The organism is Streptomyces sp. NPDC029044, from assembly GCF_040637495.1.
In the GTDB taxonomy this organism is placed as follows: Bacteria; Actinomycetota; Actinomycetes; order Streptomycetales; family Streptomycetaceae; genus Streptomyces.
This window is the reverse complement of record NZ_JBEZWN010000003.1, coordinates 66,106-86,463: the sequence shown is the minus strand read 5'-3', so window position 1 is coordinate 86,463 and position 20,358 is coordinate 66,106. Positions and strand designations below refer to the sequence as shown.

The 20,358-nt window shown below is 73.0% G+C and carries 24 protein-coding genes; 13 read left to right on the top strand and 11 right to left on the bottom strand.

The features are described 5' to 3' along the window. Positions 1 to 218: 218 nt before the first annotated feature. Positions 219 to 404 (bottom strand): hypothetical protein, encoded by a 186-nt coding sequence (locus AB0E85_RS03845; RefSeq protein WP_361922386.1) that lies wholly within the window; start codon positions 402 to 404, stop codon positions 219 to 221. Between the two features lie 171 nt (positions 405 to 575). Here AB0E85_RS03845 and upp point away from each other — a divergent pair, with 171 nt between their 5' ends. Then, positions 576 to 1,211: a uracil phosphoribosyltransferase gene (upp, locus tag AB0E85_RS03840; RefSeq protein WP_053670486.1), complete on the top strand. Its 636-nt coding sequence runs from the start codon at positions 576 to 578 to the stop codon at positions 1,209 to 1,211. A 17-nt stretch (positions 1,212 to 1,228) separates the two neighbouring features. On the opposite strand, the gene AB0E85_RS03835 is transcribed toward upp, so the two are convergent. Both AB0E85_RS03835 and AB0E85_RS03830 read right to left on the bottom strand, forming a co-directional pair. Continuing rightward, positions 1,229 to 1,846, bottom strand: a complete 618-nt coding sequence (locus tag AB0E85_RS03835) for a LytR C-terminal domain-containing protein (protein WP_361922385.1) — start codon at positions 1,844 to 1,846, stop codon at positions 1,229 to 1,231. A 133-nt stretch (positions 1,847 to 1,979) separates the two neighbouring features. Then, on the bottom strand, positions 1,980 to 2,276 hold the full coding sequence (locus tag AB0E85_RS03830) for a type II toxin-antitoxin system VapB family antitoxin (RefSeq protein ID WP_003999914.1): 297 nt from the start codon (positions 2,274 to 2,276) through the stop codon (positions 1,980 to 1,982). Between the two features lie 106 nt (positions 2,277 to 2,382). On the opposite strand from AB0E85_RS03830, the gene AB0E85_RS03825 reads away from it, so the two are divergent. Beyond that, a complete protein-coding gene (locus AB0E85_RS03825) occupies positions 2,383 to 3,984 on the top strand; it encodes a helicase HerA-like domain-containing protein (RefSeq protein WP_361922383.1) in 1,602 nt (533 codons plus the stop codon). A 433-nt stretch (positions 3,985 to 4,417) separates the two neighbouring features. Here the strand turns inward: AB0E85_RS03825 and AB0E85_RS03820 are convergent, their stop codons facing one another. The 3 genes from AB0E85_RS03820 to AB0E85_RS03810 form a co-directional block, all read right to left on the bottom strand. Continuing rightward, positions 4,418 to 4,750 carry a hypothetical protein gene (locus tag AB0E85_RS03820; protein WP_361922079.1) on the bottom strand — a complete coding sequence of 111 codons (333 nt, stop codon included), beginning with the start codon at positions 4,748 to 4,750 and terminating at the stop codon, positions 4,418 to 4,420. Positions 4,751 to 5,633: 883 nt separating this feature from the next. After that, entirely contained in the window at positions 5,634 to 6,227 is a 594-nt protein-coding gene (locus AB0E85_RS03815) for an HhH-GPD-type base excision DNA repair protein (protein ID WP_361922077.1), read from the bottom strand. 36 nt (positions 6,228 to 6,263) lie between these two features. Beyond that, the gene (locus AB0E85_RS03810; protein WP_361922075.1) at positions 6,264 to 6,986 is read right to left on the bottom strand and encodes a siderophore-interacting protein; all 723 of its coding nucleotides are present in this window, start codon (positions 6,984 to 6,986) and stop codon (positions 6,264 to 6,266) included. A gap of 96 nt (positions 6,987 to 7,082) precedes the next feature. Between AB0E85_RS03810 and AB0E85_RS03805 the strand changes: the two genes are divergently transcribed. The 4 genes from AB0E85_RS03805 (at position 7,083) to AB0E85_RS03790 (ending at position 12,228) form a co-directional block, all read left to right on the top strand. After that, on the top strand, positions 7,083 to 9,170 hold the full coding sequence (locus AB0E85_RS03805; protein ID WP_361922073.1) for a penicillin acylase family protein: 2,088 nt from the start codon (positions 7,083 to 7,085) through the stop codon (positions 9,168 to 9,170). Beyond that, a complete protein-coding gene (locus AB0E85_RS03800; protein ID WP_361922071.1) occupies positions 9,163 to 9,771 on the top strand; it encodes a GNAT family N-acetyltransferase in 609 nt (202 codons plus the stop codon). The genes AB0E85_RS03805 and AB0E85_RS03800 overlap by 8 nt, the downstream gene beginning before the upstream one ends. Further along, a complete protein-coding gene (locus AB0E85_RS03795; RefSeq protein WP_361922069.1) occupies positions 9,768 to 10,247 on the top strand; it encodes a cupin domain-containing protein in 480 nt (159 codons plus the stop codon). Before AB0E85_RS03800 ends, AB0E85_RS03795 begins: the two co-directional genes overlap by 4 nt. A gap of 136 nt (positions 10,248 to 10,383) precedes the next feature. Further along, positions 10,384 to 12,228, top strand: coding sequence for a copper resistance protein CopC (locus AB0E85_RS03790; protein WP_361922067.1), 1,845 nt, complete (start codon positions 10,384 to 10,386; stop codon positions 12,226 to 12,228). Here the strand turns inward: AB0E85_RS03790 and AB0E85_RS03785 are convergent. Further along, on the bottom strand, positions 12,128 to 13,150 hold the full coding sequence (locus AB0E85_RS03785) for a DUF72 domain-containing protein (protein ID WP_361922065.1): 1,023 nt from the start codon (positions 13,148 to 13,150) through the stop codon (positions 12,128 to 12,130). The two genes, AB0E85_RS03790 and AB0E85_RS03785, sit on opposite strands and share 101 nt — an antisense overlap. 149 nt (positions 13,151 to 13,299) lie before the next feature. On the opposite strand from AB0E85_RS03785, the gene AB0E85_RS03780 reads away from it, so the two are divergent. Genes AB0E85_RS03780 through AB0E85_RS03770 form a run of 3 tightly spaced genes read left to right on the top strand, consistent with a single transcriptional unit; the run spans position 13,300 to position 16,731 of the window. After that, on the top strand, positions 13,300 to 15,777 hold the full coding sequence (locus tag AB0E85_RS03780; protein ID WP_361922063.1) for a SpoIIE family protein phosphatase: 2,478 nt from the start codon (positions 13,300 to 13,302) through the stop codon (positions 15,775 to 15,777). 13 nt (positions 15,778 to 15,790) lie between these two features. Then, positions 15,791 to 16,246 carry a DUF4383 domain-containing protein gene (locus tag AB0E85_RS03775; RefSeq protein ID WP_361922061.1) on the top strand — a complete coding sequence of 152 codons (456 nt, stop codon included), beginning with the start codon at positions 15,791 to 15,793 and terminating at the stop codon, positions 16,244 to 16,246. A gap of 17 nt (positions 16,247 to 16,263) precedes the next feature. Continuing rightward, a complete protein-coding gene (locus AB0E85_RS03770; protein WP_361922059.1) occupies positions 16,264 to 16,731 on the top strand; it encodes an MSMEG_6728 family protein in 468 nt (155 codons plus the stop codon). A 261-nt stretch (positions 16,732 to 16,992) separates the two neighbouring features. Here AB0E85_RS03770 and AB0E85_RS03765 read toward each other — a convergent pair whose 3' ends face one another. Next, positions 16,993 to 17,214: a hypothetical protein gene (locus AB0E85_RS03765; RefSeq protein ID WP_031110278.1), complete on the bottom strand. Its 222-nt coding sequence runs from the start codon at positions 17,212 to 17,214 to the stop codon at positions 16,993 to 16,995. A 122-nt stretch (positions 17,215 to 17,336) separates the two neighbouring features. Between AB0E85_RS03765 and AB0E85_RS03760 the strand changes: the two genes are divergently transcribed. The 3 genes from AB0E85_RS03760 to AB0E85_RS03750 all read left to right on the top strand — a co-directional run bounded on the left by AB0E85_RS03760 (position 17,337) and on the right by AB0E85_RS03750 (position 18,260). Then, the gene (locus AB0E85_RS03760) at positions 17,337 to 17,570 is read left to right on the top strand and encodes a hypothetical protein (RefSeq protein WP_361922057.1); all 234 of its coding nucleotides are present in this window, start codon (positions 17,337 to 17,339) and stop codon (positions 17,568 to 17,570) included. Between the two features lie 44 nt (positions 17,571 to 17,614). After that, positions 17,615 to 17,839, top strand: coding sequence for a hypothetical protein (locus AB0E85_RS03755; RefSeq protein ID WP_361922055.1), 225 nt, complete (start codon positions 17,615 to 17,617; stop codon positions 17,837 to 17,839). A gap of 76 nt (positions 17,840 to 17,915) precedes the next feature. After that, entirely contained in the window at positions 17,916 to 18,260 is a 345-nt protein-coding gene (locus AB0E85_RS03750) for an amphi-Trp domain-containing protein (protein ID WP_361922053.1), read from the top strand. Between the two features lie 148 nt (positions 18,261 to 18,408). On the opposite strand, the gene AB0E85_RS03745 is transcribed toward AB0E85_RS03750, so the two are convergent. Continuing rightward, a complete protein-coding gene (locus AB0E85_RS03745; RefSeq protein ID WP_361922051.1) occupies positions 18,409 to 18,954 on the bottom strand; it encodes a hypothetical protein in 546 nt (181 codons plus the stop codon). Here AB0E85_RS03745 and AB0E85_RS03740 point away from each other — a divergent pair. Further along, on the top strand, positions 18,953 to 19,327 hold the full coding sequence (locus AB0E85_RS03740) for a DUF1877 family protein (RefSeq protein ID WP_361922049.1): 375 nt from the start codon (positions 18,953 to 18,955) through the stop codon (positions 19,325 to 19,327). The two genes, AB0E85_RS03745 and AB0E85_RS03740, sit on opposite strands and share 2 nt — an antisense overlap. Before the next feature lie 279 nt (positions 19,328 to 19,606). On the opposite strand, the gene AB0E85_RS03735 is transcribed toward AB0E85_RS03740, so the two are convergent. Beyond that, on the bottom strand, positions 19,607 to 20,032 hold the full coding sequence (locus AB0E85_RS03735) for a PIN domain-containing protein (protein ID WP_361922047.1): 426 nt from the start codon (positions 20,030 to 20,032) through the stop codon (positions 19,607 to 19,609). Next, entirely contained in the window at positions 20,029 to 20,307 is a 279-nt protein-coding gene (locus AB0E85_RS03730) for a CopG family transcriptional regulator (RefSeq protein WP_361922045.1), read from the bottom strand. Before AB0E85_RS03730 ends, AB0E85_RS03735 begins: the two co-directional genes overlap by 4 nt. Between the last annotated feature and the right edge of the window lie 51 nt (positions 20,308 to 20,358).

Here is a 20,358-nt window from a genome sequence, read left to right as displayed (position 1 = left end):
GGGCGGGGAGTGCTCGTCCGAGCCCCACCCACTCGGAATCGTGGCAGAAACAAGGCGTTCAGGGGATGTCTTCGGCTCCCTGTGTTGGGGAGTTCTCTTCGCACGCCCGTTGCTGCCACCTGCGGATCGTACGCGGCTTTGCCCCGCTCCACGCACGGTCACCCGCGACAACCTCCGCGCGGTTCGTGATCTTTGCCGGGGGTTTTCCCACCCGTTTCCTACCAGCGGAAGGTGCGCATGCGCATGGCGTGCCGCAGCCGGGCCGTCTTGGCGCGGCGCGGCTGGACGCGGTCGCGCAGCTCCCGGGCCTCTTTCAGATCGCGCAGGAACCGGGCACGACGCCGGCGGCGCTCGGCGTCGGACTCGTCGGTCCCGTCGGGCGTCGGGCTCGCCCCCGGCCACATGCGCGGCAGCGGATCGTCTCGGAATTGCCGGTCCGGCATCAGGTTCACCACCCCTAGTCCGTCCCTTCCGCCTTCCCCCGGACGGGCCGTTTGACGCCGGCGAGCGGGTGACGGACGGACGGCGGGCTCGCCGTGCGGTCCGGGGTACCCCGCCCGGTTAATGTTGTGGACATGCGTCTCCACGTCGTCGACCACCCTCTGGTCGCCCACAAGCTCACCACGCTGCGCGACCAGCGCACCGACTCCGCGACCTTCCGCCGTCTCGCCGACGAGCTGGTCACCCTGCTCGCCTACGAGGCCACGCGTGACGTGCGCACCGAACAGGTCGACATCCAGACGCCGGTCGCGCGGACCACGGGCGTCAAGCTGTCCCACCCGCGGCCGCTGGTGGTGCCGATCCTGCGGGCCGGGCTCGGCATGCTGGACGGCATGGTCCGGCTGCTGCCGACCGCCGAGGTGGGCTTCCTCGGCATGATCCGCAACGAGGAGACGCTGGAGGCCTCCACGTACGCGACGCGGATGCCGGAGGACCTGTCGGGACGTCAGGTGTACGTGCTGGACCCGATGCTCGCCACCGGCGGCACGCTGGTCGCGGCGATCCGCGAGCTGATCCGGCGCGGCGCGGACGATGTGACCGCCGTGGTGCTGCTGGCCGCCCCGGAGGGCGTCGAGATCATGGAGCGCGAGCTCGCGGGCACGCCGGTGACGGTCGTGACTGCCTCGGTCGACGAGCACCTGAACGAGCACGGCTACATCGTCCCGGGCCTCGGCGACGCGGGCGACCGCATGTACGGGGCGGCCGAGTAAGGGGTACGGAGGGCCTCTCAGCAGCCCTTCTTCGTCGTGGGCGCCGGCTCGGGCGTGGCCAGCTCGGTCAGCGCCCGGTCGGCGTCCGGCTTTTTCGCCAGCTCCTTGAAACCGTCCCCGATGACGAGGTCGACGGCGGCGCCCTTGCGGGCCGCCTCGGTACGCCGTTCGGCGCCCGGGAGCTGGGTGCCGAGCACGGGCAGTGAGGTGTCGAGCGCGGCGGCGGGGCCGAGCAGCAGACCGGTGCCCTTGACCTTCTTGTCGTACTGCTCGGTCGCGTTGCCCACGTCGCCGATCTTGAAGCCGCGCTTCTTGAGTTCGTCGGCGGTCTTCTTCGCCAGGCCCGCGCGGGTGGTGGCGTTGAGCACGTTGACGGTGATCGTGCGCGGCTGCGGCAGGGGCTCGGCGCTGGGCGGGGGGCTCGCCTTGGTCGTGGTGCCGCAGTCCGTCCCGTCGCCGGCCGCCGAAGCCTTTCTGCCGCCGCCGGTGAAGACGTCGATGAGCTGGAGCGTGCCCCAGCCGCCCACGCCGAGGACGACGACGGACGCGACGGTCAGGACGACGAGCCTGCCGCGCCGCCGGGGCCGGCGCATCCGGGGGTACTTGTTGCCCTTGATGCGGTACTTGCCGCCCATGCCGGGGGGAGTCAGCATGCTCATGAGCGCAGCGTAGTGCGCCCGGGCGGCGATGCCTACTAGATGATCATTCGACGTCGCCCGGCGGAACCCGAAAGGGCCAACCCGCGACCGCCGGGGACCAGCCGAGCGATCAGTCGAGCTCGAGCACGCGCGCGTGCAGCACCTGGCGCTGCTGGAGCGCCGCCCGCACCGCGCGGTGCAGCCCGTCCTCCAGGTACAGGTCGCCCTGCCACTTCACGACGTGCGCGAAGAGGTCGCCGTAGAACGTGGAGTCCTCGGCGAGCAGTGTTTCCAGATCGAGCTGACCCTTGGTCGTCACGAGCTGATCGAGGCGGACCGGGCGCGGCGCGACGTCCGCCCACTGCCGGGTGCTTTCCCGGCCGTGGTCGGGGTACGGCCGGCCGTTTCCGATGCGCTTGAAGATCACACGGAAAGCCTACCGGTCAAGACCTTCCGGGCGCAGCCATGGCGAGCGAGTGCGACGCTGAAAAAATCAACACAAGGCGGTACGAACCCGGAACAGGGGCGTGAACATGCCGGACCGCGAGACCATGCCGTCGGCCTCCGCCCCGGAGGTGTCCGGGCGCGCCGCCGCCCTTCCCCAGGAGGCCCTGCGGATCGCCTCCGGCTACGCCTTCTCCGGTCCGGCCCTCCAGCTGGGCGCCCTGCTGTGGGACGGCCAGTGCCTGCCGGACGCGCAGGTCCGGGTGCCGCTGGCGATGCTCAACCGACACGGGCTGGTCGCCGGCGCCACCGGCACCGGCAAGACCAAGACGCTCCAGCTCATCGCCGAGCAACTGTCCGCCCAGGGCGTGCCGGTCTTCCTCGCGGACATCAAGGGCGACCTGTCCGGGATCGCCGCGCCGGGCCGCCCGGACGCGCGCGTCGAGGGCCGGGCCGCGGACGTGCACCAGCGCTGGACGGCGACCGGGTTCCCGGCCGAGTACTACGCCCTCGGCGGCATCGGCCGCGGCATCCCCGTCCGGGCCACGGTCACCGGCTTCGGCCCGGTGCTGCTGTCCAAGGTGCTGCGGCTGAACCGGACCCAGGAGCAGTCCCTCGCGCTGGTCTTCCACTACGCCGACAGCAAGGGCCTGGAACTGGTCGACCTCAAGGACCTCAGGGCGGTCGTGGCCTTCCTGACCTCGGACGAGGGAAAGCCGGAGCTGAAAACGGTCGGCGGTCTGTCGGCGGCCACGGCCGGGGTGATCCTGCGCTCCCTCACCGCCTTCGAGGCGCAGGGCGCGTCCGGGTTCTTCGGCGAGCCGGAGTTCGACACGGGTGAGCTGCTGCGTACGGCGGAGGACGGGCGGGGCGTGGTCTCCGTCCTGGAGCTGAGCGCCGTACAGGAGCGGCCGCAGCTGTTCTCGACCTTCCTGATGTGGCTGCTCGCCGATCTCTTCCACGACCTGCCCGAGCTGGGCGACGTCGACGAGCCACGGCTGGTGTTCTTCCTGGACGAGGCGCACCTGCTCTTCGACGACGCCTCCGAGGCGTTCCTGGAGTCGATCACGCAGACCGTGCGCCTGATTCGCTCGAAAGGAGTCGGGGTCTTCTTCGTGACGCAGACCCCCGAGGACGTGCCCGCCGAGGTCCTCGCCCAGCTCGGCAACCGCGTCCAGCACGCTCTGCGCGCCTTCACGCCCGACGATCAGAAGGCCCTGAACGCCACGGTGAAGACCTTCCCGAAGTCGCCCTACGACCTCGAAGAGGTGCTGACCGGCCTCGGGACGGGCGAGGCGGTGGTGACGGTGCTGAGTGAGAGGGGCGCGCCCACTCCCGTCGCCGCGACCCGGCTGCGGGCGCCCGAGTCGCTGATGGGGCCGCTCGGGCAGGAGGCCCTGGAGCGGGCCGTGGCCGGGTCGCCGCTGTACGAGCGGTACGCCCGGGCCGTGGACCGGGAGTCGGCGTACGAGCGGCTGGAGCGGGGGCAGGGGGCGAAGGGCCCCGACGAGATGCGGGACGCCGCCCCCGGTCGGGGCGAGCCGGAGGGTGAGCAGCCGTCCATGGCGGAGCGGGTGGTCGAGAGCGGCGTCTTCCAGTCGCTGGCCCGGTCGGTGGGGACGCAGATCGGCCGGGAGATCACACGATCACTGTTCGGCACGGCACGGCGTTCGGGGCGGCGCAGGCGCTAAGGCCTGTCGTTCGGATCAGGTCGCGGACGCGGGGCCTGGCACGCGCATCTGCGGCGTTGTCGTCGGTCACCGACGCTCCGCGTCACCAACCTCTCCGACCAGCACACCGAGGGGCGGTGGGCGCGGCGCAGGCGGCGGGCACGCGGCCCAGGCGATGGGGACGGCGGAGGCGGGGGCGCCTCCGCCGTGCGGGTCGCTTCAGCCGCGATCTCTCCCCTGCCCTTGACCCTGTCCCGGTCCCTTCTGGGGCTGCGGCGGCTTCCGGGTGTCCGGCCGGGAGTGGGGGTGGGGCTTGGGGGCGCTGCGGGCGGCTTCCGCGCGCAGGAGGGCGCGCATGACCGCGTACGGGTCTTGGAGCATGGCTGGGTTCCTCGTCGTTCCTCGTCGTTCTGGTTCCGTGCGGGACGGACGGACCGGGGCCGGGCCGGTCCGGTCAGCAGCGCAGGACCTCGGAACGCAGGGGACGGGGGTCGTACGGCGGGTCCGCCGGTACGGGCAGGGGGCGCCGTGCGGTGCGGGCAGGCTCGGGGAGCGGCGCGGGGGCCGGCGGAGCGGCGGTGCGGCGGACGCCCCGGGCGGGTGGGCGCAGGGCCGTGTCGAGGAGGTCGCACTCGACGGTGGTGCTCTCCCCGGAGACGGTCGCCGTGGGGCCGGTCAGGGCCTCGGCGTGGGCGCCCGGCATGAGCAGGGCGAGCAGCAGGACGAGTACCCGCAGCCAGGTGTGCCGGCGGGGGCCGCGGGGTTCCGGCTGCGGTTCGGGGGCCACGGGACGTCATTCCCCCCGCCGGACGCGCGGCTCATCCCGCAGGCCGGGAGATCCGCTCGCTCGGCCCAAGCCGTCGAGGGCCCGGGGGATGCCGCGACAGCGGCACCTCACGCCTCCCGCCTTCCCGCGGCGCGGGGCCGAGGGTGCGGGGCGGCGTATGCCGGAGGCGTCGTGCTCCGGGTCCCAGGGGGAGCCGCCGGGTGGCTCGCTCATGGTTCATGCTGGGATCGCACCGCGGGCAGCCGCCACCTGAGCCGGGCCGGCCGAATGACGCCGACGCGTCGGGCAGGTGCCGGGGTGCTTGCCGCTCCTCGGGGGTGCCCTGTGGGCCGAGAGCTCGCTGCGCTGCCTGCTCCCGCTTGCCGATGGCCCCGGATCGGTCTGTGGCCTGGCGTCCGTGTCCCTCGGCGCGCAGCCTGATCGCGTGCGGCCTCGTGCGGCCTCGTGCGGCCTCGTGCGGCCAGTGGCTCGATGCCCCGCATCCGGCCGCACCCCGCATCCGGCCGCACCCCGCATCCGGCCGCACGTCTGGCCCCGCGCCGCCGCCGGCGCCGCGTGTGCTCGCTGCTGCCGGTGGCTTCGGGTGGGTCTGTGGTCGGTGCGCGGGGTCGGATGTCCGGGGTCTGGTGGCCGGGGTAGCTGTGGCCGTGTGCTCGGTGCTTGCCGGGGGTTCCGGGTGGGTCTGTGGCCTCGGTGCGCGGGTCGGTCGTCCGGTGCCCGCGGGCCGGTGCCGGGGTAGGTGCGGCCGGGTGCTCGCCGTTTGCCGCCCGGGGCCTCGGGCGGGCCAAGGAGGCAGATGCGCCGTGTCGGTCGCACCGCCGGCGGGCCCGCCGCGGGCCCGCCGGCCGGTGCTCGCGTCTGCTCTCCCGCAGGCGCGCGGCGGCTACTTTCCGGTGGCCTTCGACGCCTTGGCCGCTGCCTTCATCTCCTGCTTGTGGGCCCGTACCTTGACCAGCGATTCGGGGCCGGTGATGTCGGCGACCGAGCGGAACGAGTCCGGCTCGCCGTAGGAGCCCGCCGCCTCTCGCCAGCCCGTGGGCTGCACCCCGAGCTGCTTGCCGAGGAGGGCGAGGAAGATCTGGGCCTTCTGCTTGCCGAAGCCGGGCAGTTCCGCGAGCCGCTTCAGCAGTTGCCTGCCGGTGCCGGCGTCCTTCCAGACGGCCTCGGCGTCACCGTCGTAGTGCTCGACGAGGTACTGGCACAGCTGCTGGATCCGCTTGGCCATGGAGCCCGGGTAGCGGTGCACCGCCGGCTTCTGGGAGAGCAGCGCGGCGAAAGCCTCCGGCTCGTGCGCGGCGATCTCGTGCGCGTCCAGGTCGTCGCCGCCGAGCCGCTGGGCGATCGTCGCCGGGCCCTTGAACGCCCACTCCATCGGAACCTGCTGGTCCAGCAGCATGCCGACCAGCGCGGCGAGCGGACTGCGGCCGAGCAGCGCGTCGGCCTCGGGATCCTGGGCGAGGTGAAGGGTGACGTCCATGCCCCGATCATCCCCCGGCGCGGGCCCGGCCGCCGCTCAGGTCGCCCGCCAGTACCCCAGTGCGTGCACCCGCTGCTTGGGCAGGCCCAGCTCCTTGCGGACGTACGCCCCGAGGGCCCGGGTCGTCGCCGTGTCGCAGGCGATCCAGACGTACGGGTCGGCGGTGTCCCGGAGCAGGCCGGGCAGGTCCGACTTCACCCGGTCCACGAGGTGCGCGCCGGAGTCCTGGCGCGGCACCCTGCGCAGCTCGTGCCGGTCCGGGGCGGTGCGGAACGGCAGGTCGTCGTCGCCGCCCTCGAACCAGACGGTGGCCGGGGCGGAGCCCAGGGCGTCCAGGAGGGAGTTGATGGCCGGGAGCGAGGCCGGGTCACCGACGGCGAAGACGTGCGAGGGCGCGGGGCTCGGGTGCTCGAAGCCGGTGCCCTGGACGGTCGCCTCGATCGTGTCGCCGGGCTTGGCCGCCCTGGCCCAGTCACTGGCGCACCCCTCGTGCAGGGCGAACTCCAGCTGGAAGGTGCCGGCCTCGGCGTCCGGGTCGACCAGGGTGTAGGCCCGCTGGTGCGGCTTGCCCGCGTTGTCGAACCACAGCCGTACCCACATGGTGGGGTGCACTCCGGTGGCGGCCAGCAGACCGCCGTCGGTGAAGCGCAGCCGCCGGTAGTCCGGGGTGACGTCCTCGACGTCCGTCACCGTGAACTCGAAGTCCTTGCCGCGCAGCAGTCTGAGGACCGCGCCCTCCCAACCCCGCCCCTGCCCCATCGCTTTTCCGCCCCTTCGCGTACGATTCCGGCCACAGCTGTGACTTAGGCAAGCCTAACCTAAAGAAGATCCAGCCCAAAGGAAAGAGAGCCCGGCGTGACCACCGAGATCTACCGTGATGCCTGGGGCATCCCGCATCTGCGCGCGGGCAGCGCGGCCGGACTCGCCCGCGCTCAGGGCCTCGTCACCGCCCGCGACCGGGCCTGGCAGCTGGAGACCGAGCGCCACCGGGCGCAGGGCACCTCGGCGTCCTTCCTCGGCGGGAGCGCCCTGGCCTGGGACCGGTTCGCCAGACGGGCCCGGCTCGACGACACCGCCAGACACTGCTTCGCGGACCTGGAGAGACGGGACCCCGAGACGGCGCGGTGGGTGCGCGCGTACGTCGACGGGGTCAACGAGGGTCTGGCCGGCAGCACCGCCCCCGAGTTCGCCCGCACCGGTCTCACCCCCGGCCGCTGGGAACCCTGGACCCCGCTCGGCGTCTGGCTCGCCACCCACATCCTCTTCGCCGGATTCCCGGCCAAGCTCTGGCGCGAGCAGGTCGCCGCACACCTGGGCGCGGGCGCCGTGGGCCTCTTCGCCGCCGACGGCCCCGGCACCTCCGGCAGCAACGGCTGGCTGGTCTCCGGCGAGCGGACCGTCACCGGGCAGGCGGTCATCGCCGGGGATCCGCACCGCTGGATCGAGGACCCGGGCGTCTACCAGCAGATCCACCTGTCCTGCCCGGAGTTCGACGTCGTGGGCCTGGCCGTCCCCGGTGTCCCCGGCATCGCCCACTTCGGGCACACCGGCACGGTCGCCTGGGCCATCACCAACGCCATGTCCGACTACCAGGACCTCTACCGCGAGCGGCTGCGGCGCACCGGCGCCGGGGTGGAGGCCCTCGACCCGGACGGGGTCTGGCGGCGGGCGGCCCGGCACACCGAGACCGTCGAGGTGGCGGACGAGGAGCCGGTCGAGGTCGAGGTGATCGAGACCGGCCGCGGCCCGGTGATCATCGGCGGGCCCGAGGGCCTGGACGGCGACCCGGCCGGCCCCTCCGGCCTGCCGGTGGCGATCAGCCTGCGCTACCCGCCCCGCGTCACCGGCGACCTCGGCTTCGCGGCCCTGCTGCCGCTGCTGCGGGCGCGCCGGGTCGCCGACGTGGACCGGGCCCTCGACCACTGGGCCGAGCCGGTCAACGTCGTCCAGGCCGCCGACACCGAGGGCGGCGTCCTGCACCGCGTCGCCGGGCGGGTGCCGATGCGCGCCGGGACCAACTCCCTGCGCGTGGTGCCCGCCTGGGAGCCCGGCCACGAGTGGCGGGGCCGGCACGCGACACCGCGCGCCGGGCTCACCGACGGCGTCGCCGTCATGGCCAACCAGCGCGGCCCGGCCGCACCCCTCGGCGTCGAGTTCGCCCCGCCGCACCGCGCCGACCGCATCACCGCGCTGCTCGCGGGCAAGGAGCACTGGTCCGCCGCCGGCATGCCGGCGATCCACACGGACACCCATCTGGCGTCCGCCTCCCCCCTCCTGGACCGGCTCGCCGCCCTCGACGACCTCACCCCCGAGGCCACCGCCCTCCGGGACCGCCTCCTCGGCTGGGACCGCCGCATGGACGCCGGCAGCGCCGACGCGGCCCTGTACGCGGCCGTGCGCACAGCGGTCGTACGGCGGCTCGCGGCGCACCCGGCGTTCGCCGCGCTCACCACGCCTCCGTCGTACCCGGAGGTGTTCCAGCCCTGGCTGGCCCTCGTCCCCCGGGTCGGCTTCGCCCTCGAACACCTGCTGCGGGCCGGGGAACTGTTCGGCGTCGACCGCCCTGCGGCCGTCCGCGCGGCGATCGAGGAAGTGGCCCTGCGCCCGCCGGCCGGCGTCTGGGGCGACACCCACCGCCTCGCCCCCTGGCGCGCGCTGGAGCCGGAGCAGCCGTACGACGAACCGGGACTGTCCGGCGACCACGACTGCGTGCTGTGCACCTCGGGCGTGCCGGGCCTCACCGACCGCGCCGCCCGGGGCCCGGCCGCCCGGTACGTCTGGGACCTGGCCCGGCGCGAGGACAGCCGCTGGATCGTCCCGCTCGGCGCCTCGGGCGTCCCCGGCTCGCCCCACCACCGCGACCAGCTCCCCCTGTGGCTGGCGGGAGATCTCGTCCCGGTCGTCACCGACTGGACTCAGCTGAAGAAGGAACGCGATGTCTGACCCGTACGCCTCCCGCACGCCCGTCCACGAGCAGGTGGTCGACGGCTTCGGCACCGTCCGCGTCCTGCCGCTCGACCCGGACTCCGACGCCGCCGTCGTCCACCGCTGGGTGGGCGAGGAGCGGGCCGCCTTCTGGGGCATGACCGAGCTGACCGGACAACAGGTCGCCGCGGTCTACGCCCACATGGCCACGCTCGACACCCACCACGCCTACCTGGTCGTCCGGGACGGCGAGCCGGTCGCACTCCTCCAGACCTACGAGCCGGAGGCCGACCGGGTCGGCGAGTGCTACGACGTCCGCCCCGGCGACATCGGCGTCCACCTGCTGCTCGCCCCCGCGGGGCCGGGCGGCGGACAACCCGGCTGGACCGCCCGGCTCGTGGCGGCCATCGCCGCGTACGTCCTGCTCGGCCTGGACCGCCGGCGGGTCGTGGTCGACCCGGACGTGCGCAACGAGAAGGCCATCGCCCGTTTCCTCGGACTCGGCTTCGCCCCGGGCCCGGTGGTGGTCCTGCCGGAGATCGACCTGCCGGACGTGTACCTGCCGGAGAAGAAGGCCCAGCTCGCCTTCCTCGACCGGGAGCTAATGTTCCCCGGGTGACCCCCGAGGACCTCATCGCCCACTACGGCCTGGAGCCGATCCCGGACGAGGGCGGACTGTTCCGCCAGACCTGGGCCGGTCCCGAACGCCCCGACGGCAGGCCGGAGGGCACGGCGATCGTCGCGCTCCTGACGGCGGACGACTTCTCCGCCCTCCACCGCCTGCCGACCGACGAGATCTGGCACTTCTACCGGGGCGACCCGCTGGAGCTCCTCCTGCTCGCCCCGGACGGCACCGCGCGCACGGCCGTGCTCGGACCGGACGTCCTGCACGGCCAGCACGTCCAGTTCACCGTCCCGGCGGGCACGTGGATGGGCGGCAGGGTGGCGGCGGGCGGCTCATGGACCCTGTTCGGCTGCACGATGGCCCCGGGCTTCACCTTCGCGGGCTACGAACACGGAGACGCGGCGGAACTGACCGCCCGCTACCCGGCGGAGGCGGCCGGGATCGCGCGACTGTCCCGGCCCGCTCCTTAGCACCATCCCGTTGAGCGCTACACCGATCCCGTCCGTACATAACCCGGAGCCGTCCAGCCCGACCCCGGAGAACCACGTGGACCATCGGCGGAACGAGAATCGCGATGCCGGACACCCCCGGCGATTCCAAGCCCTGGTGCTGCTGGGCACCGTGCTGGTCCTGCTCCTCGCCGGAGCAGCCCCCGCCTCCGCCCACGCCGCCCTGCGCAGCACCGACCCCGACGACGGATCCGTCGTCCAACGGGCCCCCCGCCACGTCACCCTGACCTTCACCGAGTCCGTGGGCCTGCTCGACGACTCCTTCCGGGTGTTCGGCCCCGACCAGCGCCGGGTCCACACCGGTGAGGCCACGCACGCGGACGGCCGCTCCGACACGGCCCGGATCGGCCTGCCCGGCAAGCTCGCCGAGGGCACCTACACCGTGGCCTGGCGGGTCGTCTCCGCCGACAGCCACCCCGTCTCCGGCGCGTTCAGCTTCTCCGTGGGGAAACGGTCCGCGACCACCGGCCAGATCGACACGGGCCCGACCGAGGACCCGCTCACCCGCGGCCTCTACGACGCCGCCCGCTACCTCGCCTACCTCGCCGCCGCGCTGCTCGTCGGCACGGCCGCGTTCGCGCTGCTGTGCCGGCCCGCGCACACCGCCCCGCTGCGCCGGCCGCTGGTGGCCGCCTGGTGGACGCTGCTGGGCTCGACGGCCGTCCTGCTCCTGCTGCGCGCCCCCTACGAGGCGGGGACGGGCCCCGCCGAGGCCTTCGACGCCTCCGCCCTCGGCCGCACCCTGACCGGCCGCCCCGGCCTGGCCCTGCTCGCCCGGCTGCTCGTCCTCCTGCTGACCGCCGCCTTCCTGATCTGGTGGTCCAGGCGCCGCGACACCGTGAAACGGCCCGTCGCCCTGGCGATCGGCACGGCCCTGGCCGCGGCCCTGGCCCTGACCTGGGCGGCGGCCGAGCACGCCTCCGCCGGGATCCAGGTGCCGGCGGCGATGACGTCGTCCGTGGTGCACCTGCTGGCGACCGGCGTCTGGCTGGGCGGCCTCGTGGCGCTGCTGCTGACCCTGCGCCGCTCGTCCGGCGACGACCTGGTGGAGGTCGTGCCCCGCTTCTCGCGGATCGCCTTCGCCTCGGTGACCGCCCTGGCCGTCACGGGCCTCTACCAGTCCTGGCGCGGCCTTGGCTCCCTCTCCGCGCTGTCCGGCACGTCGTACGGCCGTCTGCTGCTCGCCAAACTGGCCGCGGTGGCCGTGCTGTTGCTGGTGGCCGGGTACTCGCGGCGCTGGACGGCGCGGATCGCGGCACCGGCGGCCCCGGCCCGGGCGGCCGTACCGGCACCGGTCCCGCAGCCGGTCGGCGCGCCCGCAGACGGCCACGAAGCCGCCGAGGGACCCGGGACGGGCGAACCGGGCACGTCCGGAGAGGGGGAGTCACCCGGGGAGCCGGAGTCGCCCGACGGCCCGGCGGGGCCGGGGGCCGGATCCGGCGACCCCGGCGTCCGGCGCCGCCTGCGCCGCTCCGTGCTGGCCGAAGTCGCCGTCGCCGCCGTGGTGCTGATGATCACCACTGTGCTCACGGGCACCCTTCCCAGCCGGGCCCAGGCCGAGGCGGCCCAGCAGGCCCCGGTGGGCGCGCTGCCGCCCACGACCGAGATCACCGTGCCCTTCGACACGGGCACGGGTTCCCTCTCCGGAAGCGGAAAGGTGCTGATCACCCTGGACCCGGCCCGCGTCGGCGAGAACGGAATACAGGCCGTCGTCTACGGCTCCGACAGGGGCCTGGTGGCGGTCCCCGAGGTCCGCATCACCTTCACCCTGCCCTCCCGCGAGGTCGGCCCGATCGACGCCGAACTCATCGACCGGGGCGGCTACTGGAGCACCAACTCCGTCAACCTGCCGCTCGCCGGGAACTGGACGATGAAGACGACCGTGCGGGTGTCGGACGTGGACCAGGTGTCGATGGAACGCCGGGTGCGGGTCGAGCCCTAGGCAACCGCACCGCCGTCGACGGGAAGTCGTCCGCCGGTGGCGCGTCGCCCGCCGGCGGGGCGTGATCCGCCGGCCGGGCGTCGTCGAGGAGCCGTGTCATGACCTCGGCGGCGCTGACCGCGGCGTCGCCGCAGCAGTTGTTGAACAGCACGTGGACCTGTTCGGTCCGCTCGGCCAGCCGGCGCACCCGGGGCAGCCACTCGGCGAGTTCGTCCTCGCCGTACGCGTGCCGGAACCGGTCCTCCTTGCTGCCTCTGCCCCAGGCGGTGCTGCGGCCGTGGAAGCGGACGACGGACAGCCGGGGCGAGGTCACGGGGGTGACCGGCGGGACCGACGAGGCGAGCCTCTGCGTCATGTCGACGGCCACCGCGGCCATGCCGTACCGGGCGAGCAGCGCGCCCGTCGCCTCGGCCTGCCCCGGCTCCCACCAGGAGGGGTGCCGGAACTCGACGGCGAGCGGCCAGCCTTCGGTCCGCTCGGCGCACTCCCGGAGGAAGACCTCCGCCCGCTGTCCGGGCCGGAACCAGGGCGGGAACTGGAACAGCACGCTCCCGAGCCGCCCGGCTTCCTTCAGCGGCTCGATCCCGGACGCGAACCGTGCCCACACCTGATCGAGCACCGCCGGGTCCCGGTGCTCCGCCCGCAGACCGTCCGGCATCACCGCGTCCCGGGTGGGATGCCCGGTGAGCAGTGAGAACGCCTTCACGTCGAACACGAACCCGTCCGGTGTCCGCTCGGCCCACAGCCGGCTGTTCCGCTCGCCCGGCAGCGCGTAGTACGAGGCGTCGACCTCGACGACCCCGAACCGCTCGGCGTAGTGCCGTAACCGTCCCTCGGCGTCCCGCCGGCCGGGCGGATACCAGCCGCTGCCGACCAGTGCCCGGTCGGTCCAGGAACACGTGCCCACCAGGATCTGACCCATGGGGGAGCGGTTACCCGGGCCGGGCGGCGGCAGGCTCCGTTTCTCGGCCGGGGCGGCACGGTGAGAGCGGGAGCAATCGGGGTAACCAGGTGATATCTGTGCATTTCCGGGGTCATGGCTGATTCTCCCCGAGAGTGAGATGACCGATCATGGAGCAGCCCGCCACCGTCGGCCGGGCCACCCGGCCGTCCGGAGAAGAACCCGAAGCCCTCGACACCCTCGTCGGCGCATCCCTCACGGCCCGTGTCACCCTCGACGAACACGGCATCGTGACCGGCTGGAACGCGGGCGCCGAGCGGCTCCTCGGGTACTCGGCCGAGCAGCTGACCGGCCGCCGTGCCGCGGATCTGCTGGCCGAGCCGATCCCGGTGCGCGGCGGTCTGCCCACGCTCGCCGGGCTGCCCCGCTGGAACGGGGAAGTGGCGCTCCGGCACCGAGACGGCCGGAGACTGACGGTCAGGATCCTCGCCCACCACCGACCGGCCGGCGCCGATGCCCCCGCCTGGCTCATCGTCTCCGCCCTGACCGACCGGCAGCCACCGGCCGGTGTCGACGCATCCCTCGTGAGCTGGAGTTTCGCCCAGTCCCCCTGCTGCGCCCAGGCGATCTACGACACCCGGCTCCGGCTGCGCCGGGCCAACGCCGACATGGAACGCGCCACGGCGCTGACCGAGGAGGAGATGCGGGGCCTGCGCGTGTCCGAGATCGTCGACGACGACGCCGGCCTGCGGGCGGAGCGCGCCATGGCCCGGATCCTGCGCACCGGCGAGCCGGAGTACGAGGAGAACTACCTGCGCGCGCCCGGCGAAGGCCACGAGCACGCCTGGTCGGTCTTCATGTCCGCGCTGCGCGACCACGAGGGCGCCATCCGGGGCGTCTGCCTGTCCGCGCACGACATGACGGAGCAGTTCTGGGCCCGCAAGCGGCTCCAGCTGATCGCCGAGGCCGGCCGGCGCATCGGCGGCACGCTCGACGTGACGCGCACGGCCCAGGAACTGGCGGACGTGACCGTCCCGGCCCTGGCCGACTTCGCCAGTGTCGATCTGCTGGCCGCGCTGGACGACGCGCCCGAGCCGCCCGCGCACGTGGTTCCGGCGGACGGGCCGCTGCTGCTGCGCCGGGTGGCACTGAAGTCGGTGACGCCCGGCGCACCGGAGGCGGTCGTGGCGCCCGGCGCGGTGGACTCCTACCCGGCGGGTTCGATGCCCTTCGAGAGCCTGCGCACCGGACGGCCCGCCCTGCACGAGGTCACCGACACCGCGTTCACCGCCTGGCTGGCCCGCGACCCGGCCCGCGCCGCCCGGGTCCGGGCGTTCGGCATCCACTCCGTGATGGCCGTGCCGCTGGTCGCCCGCGGCAGCACCCTGGGCGTCGCCTTCTTCGTCCGGCACCGCAACCAGGAGACCTTCCGGCAGGACGACCTGGTGCTGGCCGGAGAACTGGCCGCCCGGGCCGCGGTCAGCATCGACAACGCCCGCCGCTACACCCGCGAACGCGCCACGGCGGTCACGCTCCAGCGCAGTCTGCTGCCGCAGCGGCTGCCCCGGCAGGCGGCCGTCGAGGTCGCCTCCCGCTACCTCCCGGCGGGCGGGCACGCCGGTGTCGGCGGGGACTGGTTCGACGTCATCCCCCTCTCGGGAGCACGGGTGGCGCTGGTCGTCGGGGACGTGGTCGGCCACGGGCTGGTCGCGTCGGCGACCATGGGGCGGCTGCGTACGGCGGTCCGCACGCTGGCCGACATCGACCTGCCGTGCGACGAGCTGCTGACCCACCTCGACGACCTGGTCGCCCGTCTGAACCAGGAGGAGGAGAGCGACGGCGAGGGGGCGGCGGGCTCCGCGGGGATCTCGGGCGACGTCGGGGCGACGTGCCTCTACGCCGTCTACGACCCGGTGACCCGGCACTGCTGCTTCGCCGGGGCCGGGCATCCCGTGCCGGCCGTCGTCGGCCCCGGGGGCACCGTCGACCTCGTCGAGCTCCCGGCGACTCCCCCGCTCGGCGTGGGAGGCCTGCCCTACGAGGCCACCGAGGTCGTCCTTCCCGAAGGGAGCCTGCTCGCCCTCTACACCAACGGCCTGGTCGAGACCCCCGACCGCGACCTCGACACCGGAGTCCACCGGCTGCGGGAGGCCCTGGCCCGTCCGACGGGCTCGCTGGACACCCTGTGCGACACGGTTCTCGCCGACCTGCTGCCGCAGCGGCCGGCCGACGACGTGGCCCTGCTCATCGCCCGGACCCGCGCGCTCGACGCCCGGCAGGTCGCCACCTGGCCGGTGCCCTCCGACCCGTCCGCGGTCGCGCAGACCCGCAAGGACGTGGTGGCGCAACTGGAGCGGTGGGGGCTCTCCGACGCCGTGTTCGTCACGGAGCTGGTCGTCAGCGAGCTCGTCACCAACGCCATCCGGCACGCCCAGCCGCCGGTCCAGCTCCGCCTGATCCACGACACGACCCTGATCTGCGAGGTCTCCGACGGCGGCAGCACCGCCCCCCATCTGCGGCGGGCCCGCACCTATGACGAGGGCGGCCGCGGCCTGCTCCTCGTCGCCCAGCTGACCGAGCGCTGGGGCACCCGCCAGAGCGCCACGGGCAAGACCATCTGGGCGGAACAGAGCCTGTCCCCCGCGTGAGGAGCCACCGGCCATGACCACACCCGCGTCCCACCGGGCGGCCCGCGCCCCCGTCCAGCAGGCAGCCCAGCTGCTCGGCCTCGTCTTCCTCGTGGTCGGCGTGCTGGGCTTCATCCCGGGCGTCACCACCGACTACGGCTCGCTGGAGTTCGCCTCCCACGAGTCGGGCGCCGAACTGTTCGGCCTGTTCCAGGTCTCGATCCTGCACAACCTGGTGCACCTGGCGTACGGCCTCACCGGCCTGATCCTCGCCGGCACGGCCGCCGGGGCGTACTCGTATCTGCTGGTCGGCGGCGCCGTCTACCTGGTGCTGTGGGTGTACGGCCTGTCCGTCGGCCACGACAGCGACGCCAACTTCGTCCCGCTGAACACCGCGGACGACTGGCTCCACTTCGTCCTGGGCATCGCCATGATCGGCCTGGCCCTCGCCCTCGGCCGGCGGCGCGGCACGCGCGCCGGCGCACGGTGAGGAGCACCGGCGACAGCATGCAGACCTTCCTGCCCTACCCCGACTTCCGCACCACGGCCCTGTGCCTCGACCGCCGCCGGCTCGGCAAACAACGCGTCGAGGCCCTCCAGGTCCTGCGTGGCCTGGTCGTCCCCGGCTACGGCTGGCGCCGCCACCCGGCCGTGAGGATGTGGCTCGGCTACGAGGAAGCGCTGGTCCGCTACGGCCTGGAGATCTGCCGCGTCTGGCGCGAGCAGGGCCACCAGGACACGTGCGCGGCCACGCTCGTCGCCGACCTGGCGGCGACCCGTCCCCACGCCCCGGTCCGCGACCAGCCGCACCTGGCCGCCGAGGGCGAACTCCCGCCCTGGCTGGGGGACGACCCCTTCCACGAGAGCCACCGCTCGGCCCTGGTCCGCAAGGACCCCACGACCTACGCGGCCCTCTTCCCGGGCGTCCCGGACGACTTGCCGTACGTCTGGCCGGCGTCGGACCGCGAGATCTGACAGGGCCTAGGCGGCCCTGCGCCGCGCCGGACGCCTGGTCGCGGCGGGCTGCTCCGGCATGTCCTCGACGAGAGGGAAGGTTTCGGCCTCCCCGAAGTCGGGGGCCTGGAACGGGTTGGTCGCCGGAGGCGGCGACGCCGCGCCGGAAAGGCTCGTCTGCCCTTCCACGGCGGAGAACAGCGAAGTCGGTTCGATGAGAGGTCTCTTTTCGGTTACTGGCCCAAGGCAGGGCCAGGGGTGCCCCGACCGGGCACGGAGGTCCTACAGCTTGGTCATCTTGGCGTAGGGGCTCAGGATCCGCATCTGCGCCGAACCGAAGTCGACGAGCGCGGCGATCCCGTCCTCGATGCCGATGACCCGGCCGAGCCCGTACATGTCGTGCGTGACCTGGTCACCCACGGCGAAGTGCTTGGGAGCGGGTGCGACCGGAGCCTTGAAGGGGCTGGTAGGCAAGTGACGCTTGGGAGCAGCAGGCTTTGTCATTGGCCTCAGTATGCGCCTACTCGGGCCTCTCGCGCTGCGCCTGTCCACGTCCGGTGCCCGAACCGAGACCTCGGGGAACCGTCGGCTGGCCCAAAAAATCGAACACATGATTGAATTTGGCCATGCGAACCTTTCCCGACGACGTCGTCCGGGCGCAACGGGAGTGGAGTGCCACGTACCGGCAGCTCGCCGATCGGCCCGGTTGCACCGAGCTGCGCCGGCGTCTGTACCGGCTGTCGGCCCAGGTGTTCTTCCACCCCTGCTGGCGGCAGCGACGGCCGAGTCCCGCGGCGTGGTGGGAGCTGCGGGAGCTGGGGCGGACGGCCGGGGACGTGTGCGAGCGGCTCCCTCGATGACGCGCCGGCCTGCGGGACCGTACGTCCCGGACGATCCTGAAGGCATGTCCGGACCTCTTCGTGTGATCGTGCATCCGCCGTCGCCCTCGGGCGGCCGGCGCGTCCGCGTGGACGGCGAGATCCTCGGCCTCGCCCACAACGTCGTCGACGTCGCGGAGTTCCTCCGCCGCGCCGGACTGGAGATCGATCCGGCGGACGTGGCGGAGGTGCCGTGGATCGACTGGCGCGGGGTGGGACCGGAGCGCTGGGGTCCGGAGGCGGCCGGCTGACGTGCCGGTCTGCGGAGCGCCCAAAAGTGGCCAGAATGGGTCTTGACCACTCGTCGTGCCACATCGGAGGCACCCCATGAAGGACCTCACGTTCGAGCAGAAGCGTTCGCTGTCCCGCCACGAGGCCGCTGACCAGCTCACGGCACTCGCCAACGCGCTGAGGGAGGGCGGGGACGCCGAGCTGGACCTCGGCCCCGGGACACTGGGCCTCCGGATCCCCGACGACCTCCACAGCGAGCTGGAGATCGAGATCGGCGGGGGCGAGATCGAGCTCGAGATCGAACTGAAGTGGAAGACCGCCCCTGGGCGGGCGACGCCCCCACGGACCGAGACCCGCACGGAAAGGCCCAAGCGGAAGAGCACCCCCACCCCTGCGGGACGAGGCAGGAGCACGAAACGGTCCACCGCGAAAACGCCCTGAGCGGAGCACACGCGTTCTTCGGGGCTGCCCCCACCGTGACGTTCTGACGTTCACCGGGCGGCCGGCGAGCGGTGTCCATTCCACGCCACCCGGCGCGGCCCTGGCGGTTGGCGTCAATCATCGGGCGTATCAGGCATGTTCCTGCCGATCAGGTGTCCGTGCCTTCGGCGGTCGGCAGGAGTGCGGCCAATTCGGCGTCGTCCGGGCGGTGGGCCGCCTCGGCCGCCTCGCGCAGCACGGCCCGGTCGACCTTGTCCACATCAGCGATCAGACGAATCATCACGCCGTCGTCGGGCACCGCGTACTCGTGGCTGCCACCGGCCTTGCGGTACCAGGCGTCGCCGTCGCGCTCACAGGCGACCTGCTTCTCCGACCCCTCGCCCAGCGGCTGCTCCGGGCAGCTCTCCGCCGTCATCGTGCCACGCCCCACGAAGAGGCCGAACTTGCTGCCGGCCTTCTCGGACAGATACGCGGCAGCGAACCCGTTGTCGTACTCGCCGACCGACTCCTGGAACACGGTGTAGCCGGAGACCTCGGTGACATAGACGAGTTCCGGCGCGACGCCCCAGTCGCTCGCGGCGGCGTCAAGATCGGTGCTGTCGGCGGCCGTACCGCCGCTCTCGTCCGCGCCGCACCCAGTGAGGAGAACCGGCAACAAGAGGAGAGGGAGCAGCGCACGCGCGGGTCGCATCATGCGCGCATCCTTCCGCATGGCCATGCCACAGTCACAAGCGTTTTCTGGATTCCCTCAGCCTCCTCGTCGGGGAATCCCCGCTGTCAGTGGCCTCGCCCAGTCTCCGGCCATGAGCATGATCGGTGAGTACCTGCGTGTCACGGCTGCTGAGCTTGACTCGGCGATCCGAGACCCCGACTGGGCTCTGGACTTCGTCGAAGAGGTTCGGGACGCCGAGGAAGAGGCGGAGCCTGCGCCGGCCAAGGCGCGTCACTTACGCGCTGGAGTGGGGGCGCCCCTGGTACGACGGCCTCACGCAGTTCTTCGAGGCTGCTGCCAGGACGGACGACGCGATGCTCGTCTGGCTGGACTGACGGACGAAGCAACGGTCTGACGTCGGGCTCGTCCGCTCCCCGTGCTTCCCCGCTGCCCCCGCTCCTTCCGGCGACTCCTGCGGGACGCCGGCGAACGAGACGGCCGTCCCCATGACGCTCGCCACACCGCAACGACCGTGCGTGGACGTGACGGGGACCATGATCCACAAGGTCGCCCGGCAGGTGGGCGACGAGCTGTGGCGGGGCGTTCTGACCTGGGACGGAGTGGAGAGTCGGACGGTTGATGAACGGCTCTGGACGGGGGTGAATGAGACCAGAAGTGAGACCAGAGTGCCGGGTCACACCTTCTTGACGACGATCGACTCCGGAACCAGCTTCTCCAGGTCGTCCACGTCCGAGGTGAAGACGGTGACCTGCCCCTTCTGCTGGCGCGCGATGACGGCGAGCACCGCGTCGATCGCGTACTTGTGGCCATGCAGCTTGGCATCTGCCAGCAAACGGCGGGCCTGGCGGGCCTCGTCCTTTCCGATGTCGGCGACTCTGAGCCGCGAGAGCACCCAGTCCCAGCGTTGCTCGGTGGTTCTGCCGTCGAACGCCTCGATCAGCGTCATCGGAGATGTCACCACCTCGGCTTCACCTCCGGCCGCGAGGTCGAGCCATGCGATCATCTTGCGGTCGCCGCGCACGGCCAGGGACAAGGCTTCGCAGTCGAGCACGAAGACACGCAGTGGTCGCTGCCCCGGCTCACCGGCCCGCTTCTTCACGCGGCCTCTCCCGCGCCGTGCGTTCCGGCGGCGCGACGGCGCTCGTGCTCGGCGTCGAGATCCTCCAGCTCCTCGAACGCTGCCGTGCGCTCCTCCTCGGTGAGGGAGCCGTGCTCCTCCTGCAGCCAGTCGGCCAGTTCCCGCAGCCGGTCCCGGTCGCGCTTGAAGCGCAGTGCCTCGGCGACGTACGCCGACAGCCCCCGCTCCGCCGCCTCCGCGCGGATCTCGTCCAGGAGATCCTCGGGAATCGTCACCGTCACCTTCTTCGTCGCCATACAAGAGACCATACTCTTGGTGTCGCGCTCCTTACCAGTGCGTTCATGTGA

Bases quoted from the DNA above. Each gene is read 5' to 3' on its own strand.
- AB0E85_RS03760 (WP_361922057.1), top strand. From the start codon at position 17,337: ATGCGAACCTTTCCCGACGACGTCGTCCGGGCGCAACGGGAGTGGAGT.
- upp (WP_053670486.1), top strand. From the start codon at position 576: ATGCGTCTCCACGTCGTCGACCACCCTCTGGTCGCCCACAAGCTCACC.
- AB0E85_RS03730 (WP_361922045.1), bottom strand. From the start codon at position 20,307: ATGGCGACGAAGAAGGTGACGGTGACGATTCCCGAGGATCTCCTGGAC.
- AB0E85_RS03825 (WP_361922383.1), top strand. From the start codon at position 2,383: ATGCCGGACCGCGAGACCATGCCGTCGGCCTCCGCCCCGGAGGTGTCC.
- AB0E85_RS03750 (WP_361922053.1), top strand. From the start codon at position 17,916: ATGAAGGACCTCACGTTCGAGCAGAAGCGTTCGCTGTCCCGCCACGAG.
- AB0E85_RS03770 (WP_361922059.1), top strand. From the start codon at position 16,264: ATGCAGACCTTCCTGCCCTACCCCGACTTCCGCACCACGGCCCTGTGC.
- AB0E85_RS03745 (WP_361922051.1), bottom strand. From the start codon at position 18,954: ATGATGCGACCCGCGCGTGCGCTGCTCCCTCTCCTCTTGTTGCCGGTT.
- AB0E85_RS03800 (WP_361922071.1), top strand. From the start codon at position 9,163: ATGTCTGACCCGTACGCCTCCCGCACGCCCGTCCACGAGCAGGTGGTC.
- AB0E85_RS03785 (WP_361922065.1), bottom strand. From the start codon at position 13,150: ATGGGTCAGATCCTGGTGGGCACGTGTTCCTGGACCGACCGGGCACTG.
- AB0E85_RS03775 (WP_361922061.1), top strand. From the start codon at position 15,791: ATGACCACACCCGCGTCCCACCGGGCGGCCCGCGCCCCCGTCCAGCAG.
- AB0E85_RS03815 (WP_361922077.1), bottom strand. From the start codon at position 6,227: ATGGACGTCACCCTTCACCTCGCCCAGGATCCCGAGGCCGACGCGCTG.
- AB0E85_RS03740 (WP_361922049.1), top strand. From the start codon at position 18,953: ATGCGCGCATCCTTCCGCATGGCCATGCCACAGTCACAAGCGTTTTCT.
- AB0E85_RS03765 (WP_031110278.1), bottom strand. From the start codon at position 17,214: ATGACAAAGCCTGCTGCTCCCAAGCGTCACTTGCCTACCAGCCCCTTC.
- AB0E85_RS03835 (WP_361922385.1), bottom strand. From the start codon at position 1,846: ATGGGCGGCAAGTACCGCATCAAGGGCAACAAGTACCCCCGGATGCGC.
- AB0E85_RS03780 (WP_361922063.1), top strand. From the start codon at position 13,300: ATGGAGCAGCCCGCCACCGTCGGCCGGGCCACCCGGCCGTCCGGAGAA.
- AB0E85_RS03755 (WP_361922055.1), top strand. From the start codon at position 17,615: ATGTCCGGACCTCTTCGTGTGATCGTGCATCCGCCGTCGCCCTCGGGC.
- AB0E85_RS03810 (WP_361922075.1), bottom strand. From the start codon at position 6,986: ATGGGGCAGGGGCGGGGTTGGGAGGGCGCGGTCCTCAGACTGCTGCGC.
- AB0E85_RS03845 (WP_361922386.1), bottom strand. From the start codon at position 404: ATGTGGCCGGGGGCGAGCCCGACGCCCGACGGGACCGACGAGTCCGAC.